Genomic DNA, 15,142 nt, shown 5'->3' with positions numbered 1-15,142 from the left:
TCAGTGATCAAAAGGAGGAAACCATGAATAAAAAAATCATGCTACTGACTGCGGTCTTTGTCTTGACCATTCTTTTGTCTGCTTGTGGCAATAACGGTACGTCCGAAGCAAACGGAAAAGTCACCCTGACGCTCTTTTCGACGATGAGCAATAGCGGGGAAAGAAAAGCGTTTGAAGAAGTGATTCGAGCGTTTGAAAAAGAGCATCCACATCTTCGAATCGATGCCAACTTCCCAGGCAACAGCTATGAAGATACGATCCGTGTCAAAATGGGGGCAAATGATATGCCAGATCTGTTTGACACACATGGCTGGGCAAAACTCCGCTATAGCGAGTATGTCGCTGATTTAAAAGAGATGAATTGGGTGAAACAACTTGATCCTTCACTCGATCAAATTTTAAAGGACCAAGATGGCAAAGTATACGCGTATCCGCTGAATCAAGCAAAAGACGGGATTAGCTTTAATGCCAATCTATTAAAGGACTATGACATTGAGGTTCCTAGAACACTCGATGAATTTAAATCGGCTTTGCTGACCGTTAAGGAAAAGAGCAAAGGAGAGGTTGTGCCGCTCTGGATACCAGGAGGAGACAACTCAAATATCGCCCAAGTCTTTGATGAACTCGCCACACCTTTATTGATCACGGGTCCAAACCATCAATACGGAAAAGAACTTGAGAACGGATCATTTGATTGGTCTCTCTATACACCGCTTGCACAGTTCATGAAGGAGCTGAAGGATCAAGATCTTTTAAACAAAGATGTCCTCACAGCAAAACTTTCTCAAGCCCCTGAACTAATGGCACAAAACAAAATAGCCTTCACCTTTGTCGGAGGTTCTTTAGGACCTGAAGCGTCTGAACTCAATCCATCGATCAAAGTAGGCACAATGCCTGTTCCATCTATTCATAAAGGAGATAAGCAAAGCTGGATTGGAGGAGAACGGTTTACAGTCGCTGCCTGGAAAGACTCCAAACATTTAAAAGAAGCAAAACAGTTCATCGATTTTCTCGCAAAGCCTGGAAATGCGAAAAAAATCGCAGAAGGTACCTCATCTGAAGCAGCCTTAAAACAAGTGAAAGCGAAAAACGATTACTCTACCTTTTACGATCAATACGAACAGGTGAAGATTGAACCGTATTTCGATCGAAAATACTTACCAAGCGGAATGTGGGCGGTCATGGCAACAACGGGGCAAGAATTATTAGCAGGCTCCATCACACCAGAACAATTATCGAAGAAGATGGAAGAGGAATATAAGCGTCTGAAAAAACAATAGCAGGCTCATGCTGAAACAGGAGTGAAGCCAATGAATGACATCACAAAAGCAGAGCAGCCAGCCGCATTCTCCCCTTTATCAAAGCAGAAAATGAAAAAAAACCAGAATTCTTCCCTTTGGTGGATGTACTTGCCAGCTGTTCTCGTTGTTAGTACCTTTATCATTTATCCTTTTTTGAACGGCATTCAGCTATCTTTTACGAATTGGAATGGGTTTTCGCAAACTTATGAGTGGATTGGACTTGATCAATATAAGCGTCTGGTTCAGGACCCAACGACATGGCTTGTTGTTAAAAATACGCTTCTATACGGCATCGGGAGCACCATCTTACAAAATATCATCGGACTTGGTTATGCTCTTTTATTAAATCAAAGCTTAAAGATGAGAGCGATCACAAGAACAGTCATCTATTTACCTGTCATGATTAGTCCGATTGCGATGGGCTATATTTGGTATTTCGTGTTTGCTTACCAAGGCGGTGCCTTAAACGATGTAGTGACGCTTTTTGGATTTGATCAAATGAATGCGCTTGGCAATCCGCAATTAAACACATGGATCATTATGCTCGTCAACACCTATCAATTCGTCGGTATTGCGATGATCATTTATTTAGCAGGACTGCAAAGCATTCCTAAGGATTATTATGAAGCCGCACAATTAGACGGCGCATCCAGCCTCCAGCAATTTAGTCGAATTACATTGCCTCTCCTTCTACCGTCTATCACCATTAATGTTGTGCTAAATGTCATTGGCGGGCTCAAGCTCTTTGATGTGATTGTGGCGCTTACTGGCGGCGGACCGGGAGATTCCTCACAATCGATGTCGACCTTTATGTATGATCTGTATTTCAAACGTCAAGATGCAGGATATGCAGCAACACAAGGGGTCTTCATGGCGGTCATCATCCTTGTCATTAGTGTCACAGCGCTGATGTATTTCAAACGAAAGGAGACCGAGATGTGATTGAAAATACCTTTAAACGTAAGAAGAGATGGTACACCGTCCTTGCCCTTTTGGTGACAGTGCTTCATCTCATTCCATTTTATATCTTGCTGACGACATCATTCAAGGGAATAGGAGATTTTAGTTCAAAGTGGCTGTTTCCAAAAGCGCTTCATCTTGAAAACTTTCGCACGGCATGGACAGAGGCACAGCTTGGTCAGTCCTTTTTGAATACTGTGATCATTACATTCAGCTCTGCTGTATGCCTCATCTTTCTTGGTTCCCTTGCAGCCTATCCGCTCGCAAGGAGAAGCACAAAGCTAAATAAAGCAGTGTATGTTTTATTCATTGCTATTATGGTCATTCCACCACTCACAGCCCTTGTCCCGCTCTATAAAATGGTCGTTCAAATCGGGATGATGAACACCTATCAAATCGCTATTTTAAATAATGTCGCTGCTTTTTTGCCGCTAACGATTTTCTTATACGCAGGCTTTATCCGGTCGACCATTCCAAAGGAGCTTGAAGAAGCAGCCCGTATTGATGGAGCGGGGACACTTAGGGTTTTCTTCACCATCGTTTTCCCACTTCTGAAACCTATTACCGCTTCGGTTTTAATCATTGCCTGTGTGTATATTTGGAACGACTATCAATTTGCCATCTTCTTTTTACAAGATAAGGAGATGCATACACTCACAGTCGCCTTATCCCATTTTTTTGGTCAAAATCAGCATCAGTTACAGCTCGTTGGTGCCGCTGCGCTCATTGCGATGCTGCCAATGGTAATGATGTTTTTACTGTTGCAAAAATATTTTATCGCAGGGCTTTCACAAGGCTCTGTCAAAGGGTAGTTCAATATATGGATGCAAAAAGGAGAGTCAGCTATGTCTAAAATTACATTTATCGGTGCAGGGAGTACCGTCTTTGCTAAAAATATATTGGGAGATTGTTTGTTCGTCCCCGCACTAAGAGATTTTGAATTTGCTTTATATGATATCGACCATAAGCGGCTGAAAGAATCAGAAACGATGCTCCGCCATTTAAAAGAGAACTACGGTGCACATGTGACCATTACGTCCTATCACAACCGAAAAGAAGCCTTAAAGGATGCAAAATATGTGATTAATGCCATCCAGGTTGGAGGCTACCGGCCAAGCACAGTGATTGATTTTGAGATTCCGAAAAAATATGGGTTAAGACAAACGATTGCGGATACGGTTGGCATTGGCGGGATCTTCCGCTTCCTTCGAACATTCCCTGTGATGCTTGATTTTGCAAAGGAGATGGAAGAGGTCTGCCCAAATGCTTTATTGTTAAATTACACAAATCCAATGGCCACACTGACAGGTGCAATGCTGCGCTATACACCGGTTCAAACGGTGGGGCTTTGTCATAGCGTACAGGTGTGTACAAAGGATCTATTTGAATCACTTGATATGGATCATGAAGGAATTGAAGAAAAAATTGCAGGCATCAATCATATGGCGTGGTTATTAGAAGTGAAACGAGACGGAAAAGATTTGTACCCAGACATCAAAAGAAGAGCGAAAGAAAAGCAAAAATCACGGCATCATGATATGGTACGTTTTGAGCTGATGGATAAATTCGGCTACTATGTCACAGAGTCCTCAGAGCATAATGCCGAATACCACCCTTATTTTATCAAATCGCGGTACCCAGAATTGGTCGGTCAATTTAACATTCCGCTAGATGAATATCCGAGACGCTGCGAGGAACAAATCAACAACTGGAATTCCATGAAGCATGACCTTGTGGGCAATACACAGATCACACATACTCGCTCAAAAGAATATGGTTCACGTATCATTGAAGCGATTGAAACGAACGTTCCCTTTAAATTTGCCGGGAATGTGCTGAACACAGGTGGCCTCATTCACAACCTGCCTGAAAAAGCGTGTGTCGAAGTGCCGTGTGTTGCAGACCGGAGCGGGATCATGCCATGCCATGTCGGAGAGATTCCTGAACAACTGGCGGGACTGAACCGGACCAATATCAGTTCACAGCTCATGACCATCGAAGCAGCAATCAGCGGGAAAAAAGAACACATTTATCAAGCGGCATTACTAGATCCACACACAAGTGCTGAACTATCGATTGATGACATCATCAAATTATGCGATGAACTCATTGAAGCACATAGTGAGATGCTCCCGCATTTTGCAGATCCGAATCAATATGCCGCATCAACCAACTTACAGAAATAAACTAGCCCCTACCTGATGCAATGCGCATCAGGTTTTTTTATGCTGCAAATAGAGGATTGACTGAAAGCGTTTTTAATATTATGATTTTTCTGAAGTTAACCAAAAGTTGATCAAAAATACACCATGAATAAATCACATTTAGGCATCATTTCTCACAAACCAATGGATGGGCGTCAGCCTTTCACACGTTAGAGCAAGCTTTTATCACAACGTAAACCAAAACGACAATAAGATTTGACAAAGAGTGTATACAGATGGACGCCCGTTAGATGAGACAATGACAACCAAACACATCCTATAAGCATGACACATTTTTTTATAAAAAGGAGAGAGGGAACATGACCAAAACAGATGTACAAATGTTGAAAAATTATATTGGCGGACAATGGATTGAAGCAGAAACTAGTCAAACAGAGGCAGTATATAACCCAGCTACTGGCGAGATCATCGCAGAAGTGCCGCTTTCAACAAAAAAAGATGTCGAACGTGCGGTACAGGCAGCGCAAGAAGCCTTTACCACTTGGTCGAAAACGCCTGTTCCCCGCCGTGCACGCATTTTATTTAAATACCAACAGTTACTCGTTGACAAATGGGATGAGCTGGCTGAACTCGTAACGATGGAAAACGGAAAAAGCATCACAGAAGCAAAAGGAGAAGTGCAGCGCGGGATTGAATGTGTCGAATTTGCCGCTGGTGCACCAACCTTAATGATGGGAAAACAATTACCAGATATCGCATCTGGACTCGAATCTGGCATGTACCGCTATCCAATTGGCGTCATCGGCGGAATTACACCATTTAACTTTCCGATGATGGTTCCTTGCTGGATGTTCCCACTTGCTATTGCCTGCGGAAATACGTTTGTTTTAAAACCTTCAGAGCGCACGCCGATTCTTGCCGCACGATTAGCCGAATTATTTGAAGAAGCAGGTCTTCCAAAAGGGGTTCTCAACATTGTCAATGGAGCTCATGATGTCGTCAATGGTCTGCTTGAACACCCAAAGGTCAAAGCCATTTCATTTGTCGGCTCTCAGCCAGTTGCAGAATACGTCTATAAAAAAGGCACAGAGCATGGCAAACGTGTCCAAGCACTTGCAGGAGCAAAAAATCACTCCATCGTCCTCAAAGATGCAGATTTAGACGCAGCAACGAAACAAATCATTGGTGCTGCCTTTGGATCAGCAGGAGAGCGCTGCATGGCCGCGGCCGTTGTCGCAGTGGAAGAAGAAGTGGCAGATGATCTCATTCAAAAATTAGTGGATGAATCGAACGAGCTTGTCATTGGAAACGGAATAAATGAAGAGGTCTTTCTTGGTCCAGTCATTCGAGAGGAACATAAGGAGCGAACGCTTCAATACATTCAGTCAGGGATTGAAGAAGGCGCAAGTCTCATTCGAGATGGCAGGAAAGATCACGAAACAAATGGAAAAGGGTATTTCGTTGGACCAACGATCTTTGACCATGTGACAAATCAAATGAAAATTTGGCAGGACGAGATTTTCGCCCCAGTCTTATCAATTGTACGTGTCTCTTCACTGACAGAAGCGATCGACCTGTCCAATCAATCAAAATTTGCGAACGGTGCCTGCCTGTACACTGACAGTGCATCAAGCATTAGAGAATTTCGCGAAAACATCGAAGCAGGGATGCTCGGCGTCAATATTGGTGTTCCCGCACCAATGGCATTTTTCCCGTTTTCCGGCTGGAAGGATTCTTTCTACGGGGATTTGCACGCCAATGGAACAGACGGAGTGGAGTTTTACACAAGAAAGAAGATGGTGACCGCTCGTTATATGTGATGAGCATCATAAATAAGCTAAGAAAATGCAGTTCCAAAAGGAGAACTGCATTTTTTTGTTGTCTCCTAGTCTAAAAGTAAGGGTTTACATAGTTGTTTCAGCAACGATTCCCCCTAAGAAATCATCCTTTGTATTCATTCTTCATCAGCGTCTTTCAACATAATTTGAAATTGGGCGTAAACCCCAATATTAGGAAGATGAAAACAGGAGGAAAATGATGCGATGAGAAAGAGGATGAAGTGCGGTTTATGTTTTTTAATTCTTGCTTTGGTACTAAGCTGTATACCCGTATATGATGCGAGTGCAGCAAGTACCCCCATTGCAAAACGAGTAGGAAATGCAAATCCGCTCATAGACCATCACCTGGGAGCAGATCCGTTTGCGCTCACCTATAACGGCAGAGTGTACATTTATATGTCGAGTGATGACTATGAATATCAAAGCAATGGAACGATTAAGGACAATTCTTTTGCGAATTTGAATAGGGTCTTTGTCATCTCTTCGGCAGATATGGTGAACTGGACAGATCACGGAGCGATTCCAGTAGCAGGCGCAAATGGGGCAAATGGCGGGAAAGGGATTGCCAAATGGGCAGGCGCTTCTTGGGCTCCAGCGGCTGCGGTGAAGAAGATCAATGGGAAGGATAAATTTTTCCTTTATTTTGCTAACAGCGGCGGAGGGATCGGCGTCTTGACAGCGGATAGTCCGATTGGTCCTTGGAAAGATCCTATCGGAAAAGCGCTCGTCACACCAAATACACCAGGGATGTCCGGTGTTGTATGGCTGTTTGATCCAGCCGTATTTGTAGATGATGACGGGACCGGTTATCTATATGCCGGCGGAGGCGTTCCAGGCGGTTCAAATCCAACACAGGGGCAATGGGCCAATCCTAAAACAGCAAGAGTTCTGAAACTAGGGCCTGACATGACAAGTGTAGTCGGCAGCGCATCAACCATTGATGCTCCTTTTATGTTTGAAGATTCAGGGATGCATAAGTATAACGGTACCTATTACTATTCGTATTGCATCAATTTTGGCGGCTCCCACCCAGCAGATAAACCGCCAGGCGAGATCGGTTATATGACGAGCTCAAGTCCTATGGGGCCCTTTACGTATAAAGGACACTTCTTGAAAAATCCAGGTTCATTTTTCGGTGGCGGCGGTAACAACCATCATGCGGTGTTCAATTTTAAAAACGAATGGTATGTCGTGTATCACACGCAAACGGTGAGCTCTGCCTTATACGGAGCAGGGAAAGGCTACAGATCTCCCCACATTAATAAGCTTGTCCATAATGCGGACGGCTCCCTTCGAGAGGTCGCAGCCAATTTTGAAGGCGTTAAACAGCTTTCTAACCTCAATCCATATCAGCGGGTAGAAGCTGAAACATTCGCTTGGAATGGACGCATTTTAACAGAGGCTTCCTCAGCACCTGGTGGGCCAGTCAATAACCAGCATGTCACAAACATTCAAAATGGCGATTGGGTGGCTGTCAGTAATGTCGATTTCGGCTCGAGGGGTGCTAGAACCTTTAAAGCCAATGTAGCAGCAGCTTCAGGCGGACAAATTGAAGTACGTCTTGGCAGTCCAGACGGCAGAATTGTAGGAACACTCAATGTCCCTTCCTCAGGTGGAAACTGGCGAGAAATAGAAACAACAGTAAACGGGGCAACGGGAGTACACAACGTATTTTTTGTCTTCAAAGGAAATGGTGCCAACCTATTCCAATTTGATTCCTGGCAGTTTACTCAAAGATAAACAAAACTAGTTGATGGGAGAGTGGGAAAATTTGATGTCCATAATCAAAAAACCAATTTGCACTTTATTGGTCTGCTTCACTATGCTGTCTGTCATGTTCATAGGCCCCGGCGTAACTGAGGTGTCAGCGGCAAGTGATGCGAATATTAATGTCAACGCGGAAAGACAAGTGATCCGCGGCTTTGGCGGAATGAACCATCCAGCTTGGATTGGTGATTTGACCGGACCTCAAAGGGAAACCGCATTTGGCAATGGACAGAATCAGTTAGGATTCTCCATTCTACGCATTTATGTAGACGAGAACAGAAATAATTGGCACAGAGAAGTCGCCACCGCTAAAAGAGCGATAGAGCATGGCGCTTTGGTGATCGCTTCACCTTGGAATCCTCCAAGCCATATGGTGGAGACTTTCAACCGTAATGGTGCGTCTGCAAAGCGGCTAAGATACAATCAATACGCCGCATACGCTCAGCATTTGAATGATTTTGTGACATACATGAAAAATAATGGCGTCAATCTATATGCCATTTCTGTACAAAACGAGCCTGATTATGCACATGAATGGACATGGTGGACACCTCAGGAAATCCTGCGATTCATGAGAGAAAATGCCGGCTCCATTAACGCACGCGTGATTGCACCAGAATCCTTTCAATACCTTAAGAATATCTCAGATCCTATCTTAAACGATTCGCAGGCGCTTAGAAATATGGACATTCTCGGAGCTCATCTGTACGGAACCCAAATTAGCCAGCTTCCGTATCCTCTTTTCAAACAAAAAGGAGGGGGAAAAGAGCTGTGGATGACAGAGGTCTACTACCCGAATAGCGATAACAATTCTGCTGACCGCTGGCCTGAGGCATTAGGGGTATCAGAGCATATTCACCATTCAATGGTGGAAGGGGACTTTCAGGCGTATGTGTGGTGGTACATCCGCAGATCATACGGTCCTATGAAAGAAGATGGAATGATTAGCAAGCGCGGATACAACATGGCGCATTTCTCCAAGTTTGTGCGTCCAGGATTCGTCAGAGTTGATGCAACAAAAAGCCCTGAACCGAATGTTTTCGTGTCAGCCTATAAAGGAAACAATCAGGTCGTCATTGTCGCAATTAACAAAAACAATGCAGGGGTCAATCAACACTTTGTTATGCAAAATGGAACTGCTTCGAAAGCGTCAAGATGGGTCACAAGCAGTAACAGTAACCTTCAGCCTGGAACTGACTTAAACATATCAGGAAATCAATTTTGGGCACATCTCCCTGCTCAAAGTGTGACAACGTTTGTGGTCAAACGCTAAAAACGCCAAAAGCCAATTTTCTCATTAAAAAAGAAAATTGGCTTTTTTTCTGTGTAAATAGAAAGTTGATTTTTCACGACGTCTCCACTTTGGGTATAATAATAACAATGACTTCAGGAGAGTGATCATAATGCCAAAACTTCAAAGCAAAGTCTTGATTATAGATGACGAAAAGGAAATCTTGGAATTAATCCATACCGTATTAACAAGAGAAGGCATTGACCGGGTGATAACAGCTTCAACTGCCCGTGACGGGCTCTCACAATTCCATCAAGAACAACCCGATCTCGTCATACTGGATATTATGCTGCCAGACGGTGAAGGCTACGATATTTGCAAACAAATCAGAGACGTCTCGCATGTTCCCATTATCTTTTTATCAGCAAAGGGAGAAGAATCAGACAAAATTGTAGGACTTGCCATTGGCGGCGATGATTACATTACAAAACCGTTCAGCCCAAAAGAAGTTGCCTACCGGGTAAAAGCTCAGCTAAGACGGTCATCATACTTACAGCCTTCTCAAGAGGAGCCCGTGATTAAAAAAGGACCTTTTGAATTAAACGAACAGCAAGCTGAACTAACGAAAAACGGAGCGGCGATTGAGCTCACTCCGAAAGAACTTATGTTGATGACTTATTTCTTGCAGCATCCGAATCGCGTGATCAGTAAAGAAACGCTATATCAAACGGTTTGGGGAGAGGATTTCTTCGGTTCTGATAATACAGTGATGGTACATATACGAAGACTTCGGGAGAAAATAGAACATTCCCCATCTACACCAGAATTTCTCGTGACGGTTAAAGGGCTTGGCTATAAATTTGTTGTAAAGGATGCGTAAAGATGAAATGGCGATTAACAGGCAGATATATGGTCTCTGTCATTATCGTGACCATTATCACAGTCTTTATTAACTTATTTGGATTCATGATTTGGCTTGTACTACAAGCAAGCAGCCAGCAAAACGAAGAAAATACGCCGGAAACCTTCACAAGAACATTTGAACAATACATCACCTTGTCTGATCAAGATATTACTGTGAGTAAAGAAGGACAACAAGCCTTAAAACAACAAAACGCTTGGATTCAAATATTAGATGAAAATGGACAAGACGTCTATCATGCACAAGCACCTAAAGGTTTAAAGAGCAAATACACACCTATAGAAATCGTGAACTTACATAAATATAAAGATAAGCAATTGATGTCTACTATTTATGCTGGGGGGAAAAACGGAAAGGGCGAGGAATACAGCTACTTTATCGGATTTAAGGACCCTTCCATCGGAAAATATTTATTTTCTTTTGATACGAAAGACTTAATATCCCAATTCAATATCGGGACGATGATTTTATTATCGATTGATGCCATCATTGCCTTATTCATTGGATACTTATTCAGCCGGCAGCTCATCAAACCGCTCGGCCGTGCCATTTACGGCATTCAGCGACTCGCAAACGGAGATTATACGACGAAGCTGCCAACGAAGGGGATCTATAAAGATGTATTCTATAATGTCAATCAATTATCAGAACAGCTCGCTTCAAGTCAAAAAGAAAAAGACAAATTAGAGCAAATGCGAGAAGAGTGGATCAGCCATATTTCTCATGATATTAAAACACCATTATCCTCTATTCAAGGCTATGCAGAAATCATGAAAGATCCAAGTTATCCTCTTTCAGATCAAGATATCAGACATTACGCTGACATCATTGAGAATAAAGCACTGTACATTAAAGATGTCATGGAGGATCTAAATTTAACAACAAGGCTTAAAAATAACGACGTGATGCTGCATAAAGAGCTGGTGAACATTGTGCCGTTGCTGCGTGAAACGTTAATTGATATCCTCAATGATTCGAGATATGCTAATCAGACCATTGAGCTGCAAACGAATGTAGACAAGCTTATGCTGAATATTGATACGATCCTCATACGAAGAGCGGTCACCAATCTCATATTAAATGCCCTGGTCCACAATGATGCTGATGTGAAAATCATTGTACAGCTTGAACAAAAAGACCATACCCACATCACAATTCAAGACAACGGCAAAGGAATTGAAGAAGCAGAGCTAGAAAAAGTGTTTGACCGCTACTATAGAGGGACGAATACAGGAGGGACACATGCTGGCTCTGGTCTTGGAATGGCGATTGCAAAAGATATCATCCAAAAACACGGCGGAGATATGACGATACAGAGTATCATTGGAGAAGGGACTACGATTGATATCCAGTTACCCGCATAAAGAGACATACAAAAAAAACGGTTCTGCTCAATGACAGAACCGTTTTTTCCATCTATTATTCTGAAAACACTTTAATGCCTTTCACAATGTTCCAAATGAAGAAATAGATCGCCACAAGGAATGTCACAGCATATGTTGCAATTAAGAACGGACCAGCATGGCTGATATCGTTCATGCCAAGTAAACCTGATCCGGCAATTCCAATACCGAAAATCAAATAAGGAATAACATGCGTCCATAGTGACTTTTTCGCATGATATTTCACTTCGTCCTTTCCTAAGAAGTAGACGATAATCGGAAACAGAAACGGTGCAAAAAAGATACTGAAGTAACATAATGAAGACAAAATTTTATTTTCTCTCAAAACATTTCACCTCTATGATTGATTTAGAAGAGGGGACCATTTGACTCATCCCTCACTTCCTTACAAACCCATTGTACAACCTCAACCTTAACTTGTATTAATCCGAACCTTACAACAACCTTAAATATGTTAAACTGTAGAATGATCCATGCAAGATAAAATCATTATAGGTATTTACATCTATTTTTTCAGAAAAAATAGTTGACTTTGGTCATTCCTCTGTTTAAAATAAAGTCGTAACCGATGCAGGAGTGTTACTGATATGATCAGGCACCACCAAGTCAGGTAAACAGTTTGTACATTTGTACGTTGTTTGCTGAGATTTTGGTGTTTTTTTATGCTTATTTTAGCATTTTAGGTAAGGTGGGATGAGGATGTTCACCGTCGTTAAAGTTTTAAATAATAATATCGTATTAGCTCTAACAGAGACTCAAAATGAAGTTGTTGTGTTTGGAACAGGAATAGGTTTTAAAAAGAAGAAAGGTGATACACTTGATGAGAGCGCTATCAGTAAGACATTTTATTCTGATCAGACGTCTCCATTAGAATCTCAACTTACCGCTATCCCAACTGATATCCTTTTATTAACTGAAAAAATCATTCGCGTGGGCGAAGAGATGTTGAATAAGAAGTTAGGTTCCAGCGTGCTCTTTTCGCTTTCCGATCATCTTACCTTTGCTATTCAAAGGCACGAAGAAAAAATAGCGTATGAAAACCCCATTGTGTGGGAGATTCCACATCTCTATTTTCAAGAATATCAAATCGGGAAAAAAGCACTGACAATTATTCAAAAGATGATGGGCATTTCTTTTGAAGATACTGAAGCTTCACTCATTGCCCTGCATTTTGTAAACGCTCAAATAGATGGTCAGTCTATGGGAGACACCATTAAGATGACTCACCTCACGAAAGAAATCGTCAAAATCATTCAAAATATTTTTGAGATGATATTAGATAAATCATCCATTAATTATTCGAGGTTTATCACACATTTGAGATATTTTATTGTCAGGCAGGAAACCAATCAACCACCACAGCAGATGGATGACTCGTTAAAAGAATTAATACAGGATCGTTATATGAAGAGTTATGCGTGCGGGTTGATTATCAAAGAAATGTTAAAACGAGAATTCAATTGGAATGTGACAGAAGACGAGCTTGTTTTTTTAGTCATCCATATTGAAAGAATTACAAAGGAACACCAAAAAAATAAATGATTTCTTTTAGGCGTGTTATGAAAAAGCATTAACCTAAACAAATCTCCATGAAGAAGAATGATCTTTTCTAATGGTGGATTTTGTTTAGGTTTTTTTTGTGAAAATGAAGGGGTGAAGGCATGGAAAACAAAGAATTGGCTCAAGAAATTGTGAAATTAATCGGTGGAACCGAGAATATATCTCAAAGTTGGCATTGTATCACAAGGCTAAGATTTAATCTCAACAATGAAAGCAAGGTTAAAGTGGATGAGCTGAAAACATTAGATGGTGTTTTAGGTGCACAATTCCAAAGTGGACAATTTCAAGTCATTATTGGAGCAAAGGTAGCAGAGATTTATGAGGAAATCGATCATCTGGTCGGTCATAGTAGCAATGATTCCACTCCTGTTAAAAACTCGTCAAAGATGAATCCAATCGAAGTCGTATTCGATGTAATCAGCGGAATTTTCACACCTATTTTACCAGCGATTGTTGGTAGTGGATTGATCAAAGGGATCATGGCACTGTTTGTTAGCTTAGGTTGGCTAACGGAGACAAGCTCTACCTATCAGGTACTTCAAATCTTTTCAAATGCTGTGTTTTACTTTTTACCTTTCCTCATTGCTTATTCGGCAGCGAAAAAGTTTAAAACGCGAGAATCTCTTGCGCTCGCATTAGCAGGGATTTTACTATATCCAGCGATGATCGAAGGTGCAGCAAAGGGAGCAGATCCGTTAAGTTTTTTAGGATTGAGTATTCCATTAAATAATTACACATCTTCTGTATTACCAATTATTTTAGGTGTGCTATTACTAAGTTTTGTCGATAAGTGGATAACAAAAGCGATCCCAAAATCCTTAAGTATCGTATTTACACCAGTACTGAGCCTAATGATCACGGCTCCTCTTACACTGGCTTTTATCGCTCCTATTGGAAACGTTTCCGGGCAGTATTTAGAAATCTTTTTCACTTCCTTGTTCAATTTCGCTGGTCCGATTGCCGGTTTATTAATGGGAGGCATGATGCCACTCATTGTGTTAACTGGGATGCATTACGCATTTTTCCCAAGCACGTTAGCCAGCTTTGAAAAAATGGGTTACGATATCATGCTGCTTCCGATGAATTTCATCGCGAATATGGCGCAAGCAGGCGCTGTGTTAGGTGTCATCATCCGTACCAAACGGGTAGAAACAAGGTCTTTAGCGCTTTCAACATTGCTTCCTAGTTTCTTCGGTATCACAGAACCAGCCATTTATGGAGTCACGCTTAGACTAAAAAAACCATTTTATGCTTCATTAATTGGCGGCGCAGTCGGTGGATGTTTTTACGGTTTATTTTCAGTTAAAACAACTGCCTTTTCGATTCCAGGCATCACCTCACTGCCCACTTACATGATGAAAGGGACGAATAATTTCCAGCTGGCTCTGATTGGAATCGCCTTGAGCTTTATCGTGTCACTTCTCGTCACCATTTTCCTTGGATTTAAGGAGTCTGTTACAGCCGTTAACGAGCAAGCAGCAGAAAAGCCAAATCACGCTGTGGGTACAGAGAATCAACAATTATCTAAGCAAACAAGCCCATTCGAAGTTCAAGCACCTATGAGCGGAAAGGTCATTCCTTTATCTGAAGTGAATGATTCCGTGTTCTCAAGTGAAATGATGGGAAAAGGAGTCGCAATTTTGCCTGATAAGGGGGTGGTACAAGCACCGTTCTCAGGAAAAGTAGTGACTGTTACGCCTACTAAACATGCCATCGGAATCGTTTCAGATGATGGGATTGAATTATTGATTCACGTGGGGATTGATACCGTCAGCCTAAACGGCCAATTCTTTGATGTACTCGTAAAAGAGGGCGATGAGATCAAAACCGGGGATCATTTATTATCGTTTGATATAGAAGGAATTCAATCAAACCATTTAGATGTAGTGACACCTATTATCGTCACAAATTCTACGCAATACCTTGATGTGATTCATACAGGTGACGCTCATGTCACCGCAGGTCAAAATAAGCTCTTAATGCTTATTCACTAAT

The 15,142-nt window shown here is 41.9% G+C and carries 12 protein-coding genes; 11 read left to right on the top strand and 1 reads right to left on the bottom strand.

Going from position 1 to position 15,142, the window contains the following annotated elements; translation table 11 throughout:
- Nucleotides 1-23: 23 nt before the first annotated feature.
- From MKX52_RS08825 to MKX52_RS08785, 9 genes are all read left to right on the top strand, one after another.
- Nucleotides 24-1,280, top strand: coding sequence for an ABC transporter substrate-binding protein (locus MKX52_RS08825; protein WP_342491823.1), 1,257 nt, complete (start codon nt 24-26; stop codon nt 1,278-1,280).
- A gap of 30 nt (nt 1,281-1,310) precedes the next feature.
- Nucleotides 1,311-2,243, top strand: a complete 933-nt coding sequence (locus MKX52_RS08820; RefSeq protein ID WP_342491822.1) for a sugar ABC transporter permease — start codon at nt 1,311-1,313, stop codon at nt 2,241-2,243.
- Nucleotides 2,243-3,073 carry a carbohydrate ABC transporter permease gene (locus MKX52_RS08815; RefSeq protein ID WP_012010150.1) on the top strand — a complete coding sequence of 277 codons (831 nt, stop codon included), beginning with the start codon at nt 2,243-2,245 and terminating at the stop codon, nt 3,071-3,073. The genes MKX52_RS08820 and MKX52_RS08815 overlap by 1 nt, the downstream gene beginning before the upstream one ends.
- Nucleotides 3,074-3,106: 33 nt before the next feature.
- Entirely contained in the window at nt 3,107-4,447 is a 1,341-nt protein-coding gene (locus tag MKX52_RS08810) for an alpha-glucosidase/alpha-galactosidase (RefSeq protein ID WP_342491821.1), read from the top strand.
- A 338-nt stretch (nt 4,448-4,785) separates the two neighbouring features.
- Nucleotides 4,786-6,246 carry a CoA-acylating methylmalonate-semialdehyde dehydrogenase gene (locus MKX52_RS08805; protein WP_342491820.1) on the top strand — a complete coding sequence of 487 codons (1,461 nt, stop codon included), beginning with the start codon at nt 4,786-4,788 and terminating at the stop codon, nt 6,244-6,246.
- A gap of 222 nt (nt 6,247-6,468) precedes the next feature.
- Nucleotides 6,469-8,004, top strand: coding sequence for a glycoside hydrolase family 43 protein (locus MKX52_RS08800; RefSeq protein ID WP_342491819.1), 1,536 nt, complete (start codon nt 6,469-6,471; stop codon nt 8,002-8,004).
- Between the two features lie 31 nt (nt 8,005-8,035).
- Complete coding sequence (locus MKX52_RS08795) at nt 8,036-9,304, top strand: glucuronoxylanase (protein ID WP_144471091.1); 1,269 nt, start codon at nt 8,036-8,038, stop codon at nt 9,302-9,304.
- Between the two features lie 130 nt (nt 9,305-9,434).
- A complete protein-coding gene (locus MKX52_RS08790; protein ID WP_342491818.1) occupies nt 9,435-10,142 on the top strand; it encodes a response regulator transcription factor in 708 nt (235 codons plus the stop codon).
- Between the two features lie 2 nt (nt 10,143-10,144).
- Nucleotides 10,145-11,548 carry a HAMP domain-containing sensor histidine kinase gene (locus MKX52_RS08785; protein ID WP_342491817.1) on the top strand — a complete coding sequence of 468 codons (1,404 nt, stop codon included), beginning with the start codon at nt 10,145-10,147 and terminating at the stop codon, nt 11,546-11,548.
- Nucleotides 11,549-11,603: 55 nt separating this feature from the next.
- Here the strand turns inward: MKX52_RS08785 and MKX52_RS08780 are convergent, their stop codons facing one another.
- The gene (locus MKX52_RS08780; protein WP_058015632.1) at nt 11,604-11,912 is read right to left on the bottom strand and encodes a DUF4870 domain-containing protein; all 309 of its coding nucleotides are present in this window, start codon (nt 11,910-11,912) and stop codon (nt 11,604-11,606) included.
- Between the two features lie 374 nt (nt 11,913-12,286).
- Between MKX52_RS08780 and MKX52_RS08775 the strand changes: the two genes are divergently transcribed.
- A complete protein-coding gene (locus MKX52_RS08775) occupies nt 12,287-13,129 on the top strand; it encodes a PRD domain-containing protein (protein ID WP_342491816.1) in 843 nt (280 codons plus the stop codon).
- A gap of 119 nt (nt 13,130-13,248) precedes the next feature.
- Nucleotides 13,249-15,141, top strand: coding sequence for a beta-glucoside-specific PTS transporter subunit IIABC (locus MKX52_RS08770; RefSeq protein ID WP_342491815.1), 1,893 nt, complete (start codon nt 13,249-13,251; stop codon nt 15,139-15,141).
- Nucleotide 15,142 lies beyond the last annotated feature (1 nt).

The organism is Bacillus sp. FSL R5-0422 (genome assembly GCF_038610765.1).
Classification (GTDB): domain Bacteria; phylum Bacillota; class Bacilli; order Bacillales; family Bacillaceae; genus Bacillus; species Bacillus pumilus_O.
This window is presented reverse-complemented; position numbering and strand designations above follow the sequence as displayed.

Coding starts and splice junctions, on each gene's coding strand:
- MKX52_RS08825 (WP_342491823.1), top strand. CDS start 24: ATGAATAAAAAAATCATGCTACTGACTGCGGTCTTTGTCTTGACCATT.
- MKX52_RS08820 (WP_342491822.1), top strand. CDS start 1,311: ATGAATGACATCACAAAAGCAGAGCAGCCAGCCGCATTCTCCCCTTTA.
- MKX52_RS08810 (WP_342491821.1), top strand. CDS start 3,107: ATGTCTAAAATTACATTTATCGGTGCAGGGAGTACCGTCTTTGCTAAA.
- MKX52_RS08805 (WP_342491820.1), top strand. CDS start 4,786: ATGACCAAAACAGATGTACAAATGTTGAAAAATTATATTGGCGGACAA.
- MKX52_RS08800 (WP_342491819.1), top strand. CDS start 6,469: ATGAGAAAGAGGATGAAGTGCGGTTTATGTTTTTTAATTCTTGCTTTG.
- MKX52_RS08790 (WP_342491818.1), top strand. CDS start 9,435: ATGCCAAAACTTCAAAGCAAAGTCTTGATTATAGATGACGAAAAGGAA.
- MKX52_RS08785 (WP_342491817.1), top strand. CDS start 10,145: ATGAAATGGCGATTAACAGGCAGATATATGGTCTCTGTCATTATCGTG.
- MKX52_RS08775 (WP_342491816.1), top strand. CDS start 12,287: ATGTTCACCGTCGTTAAAGTTTTAAATAATAATATCGTATTAGCTCTA.
- MKX52_RS08770 (WP_342491815.1), top strand. CDS start 13,249: ATGGAAAACAAAGAATTGGCTCAAGAAATTGTGAAATTAATCGGTGGA.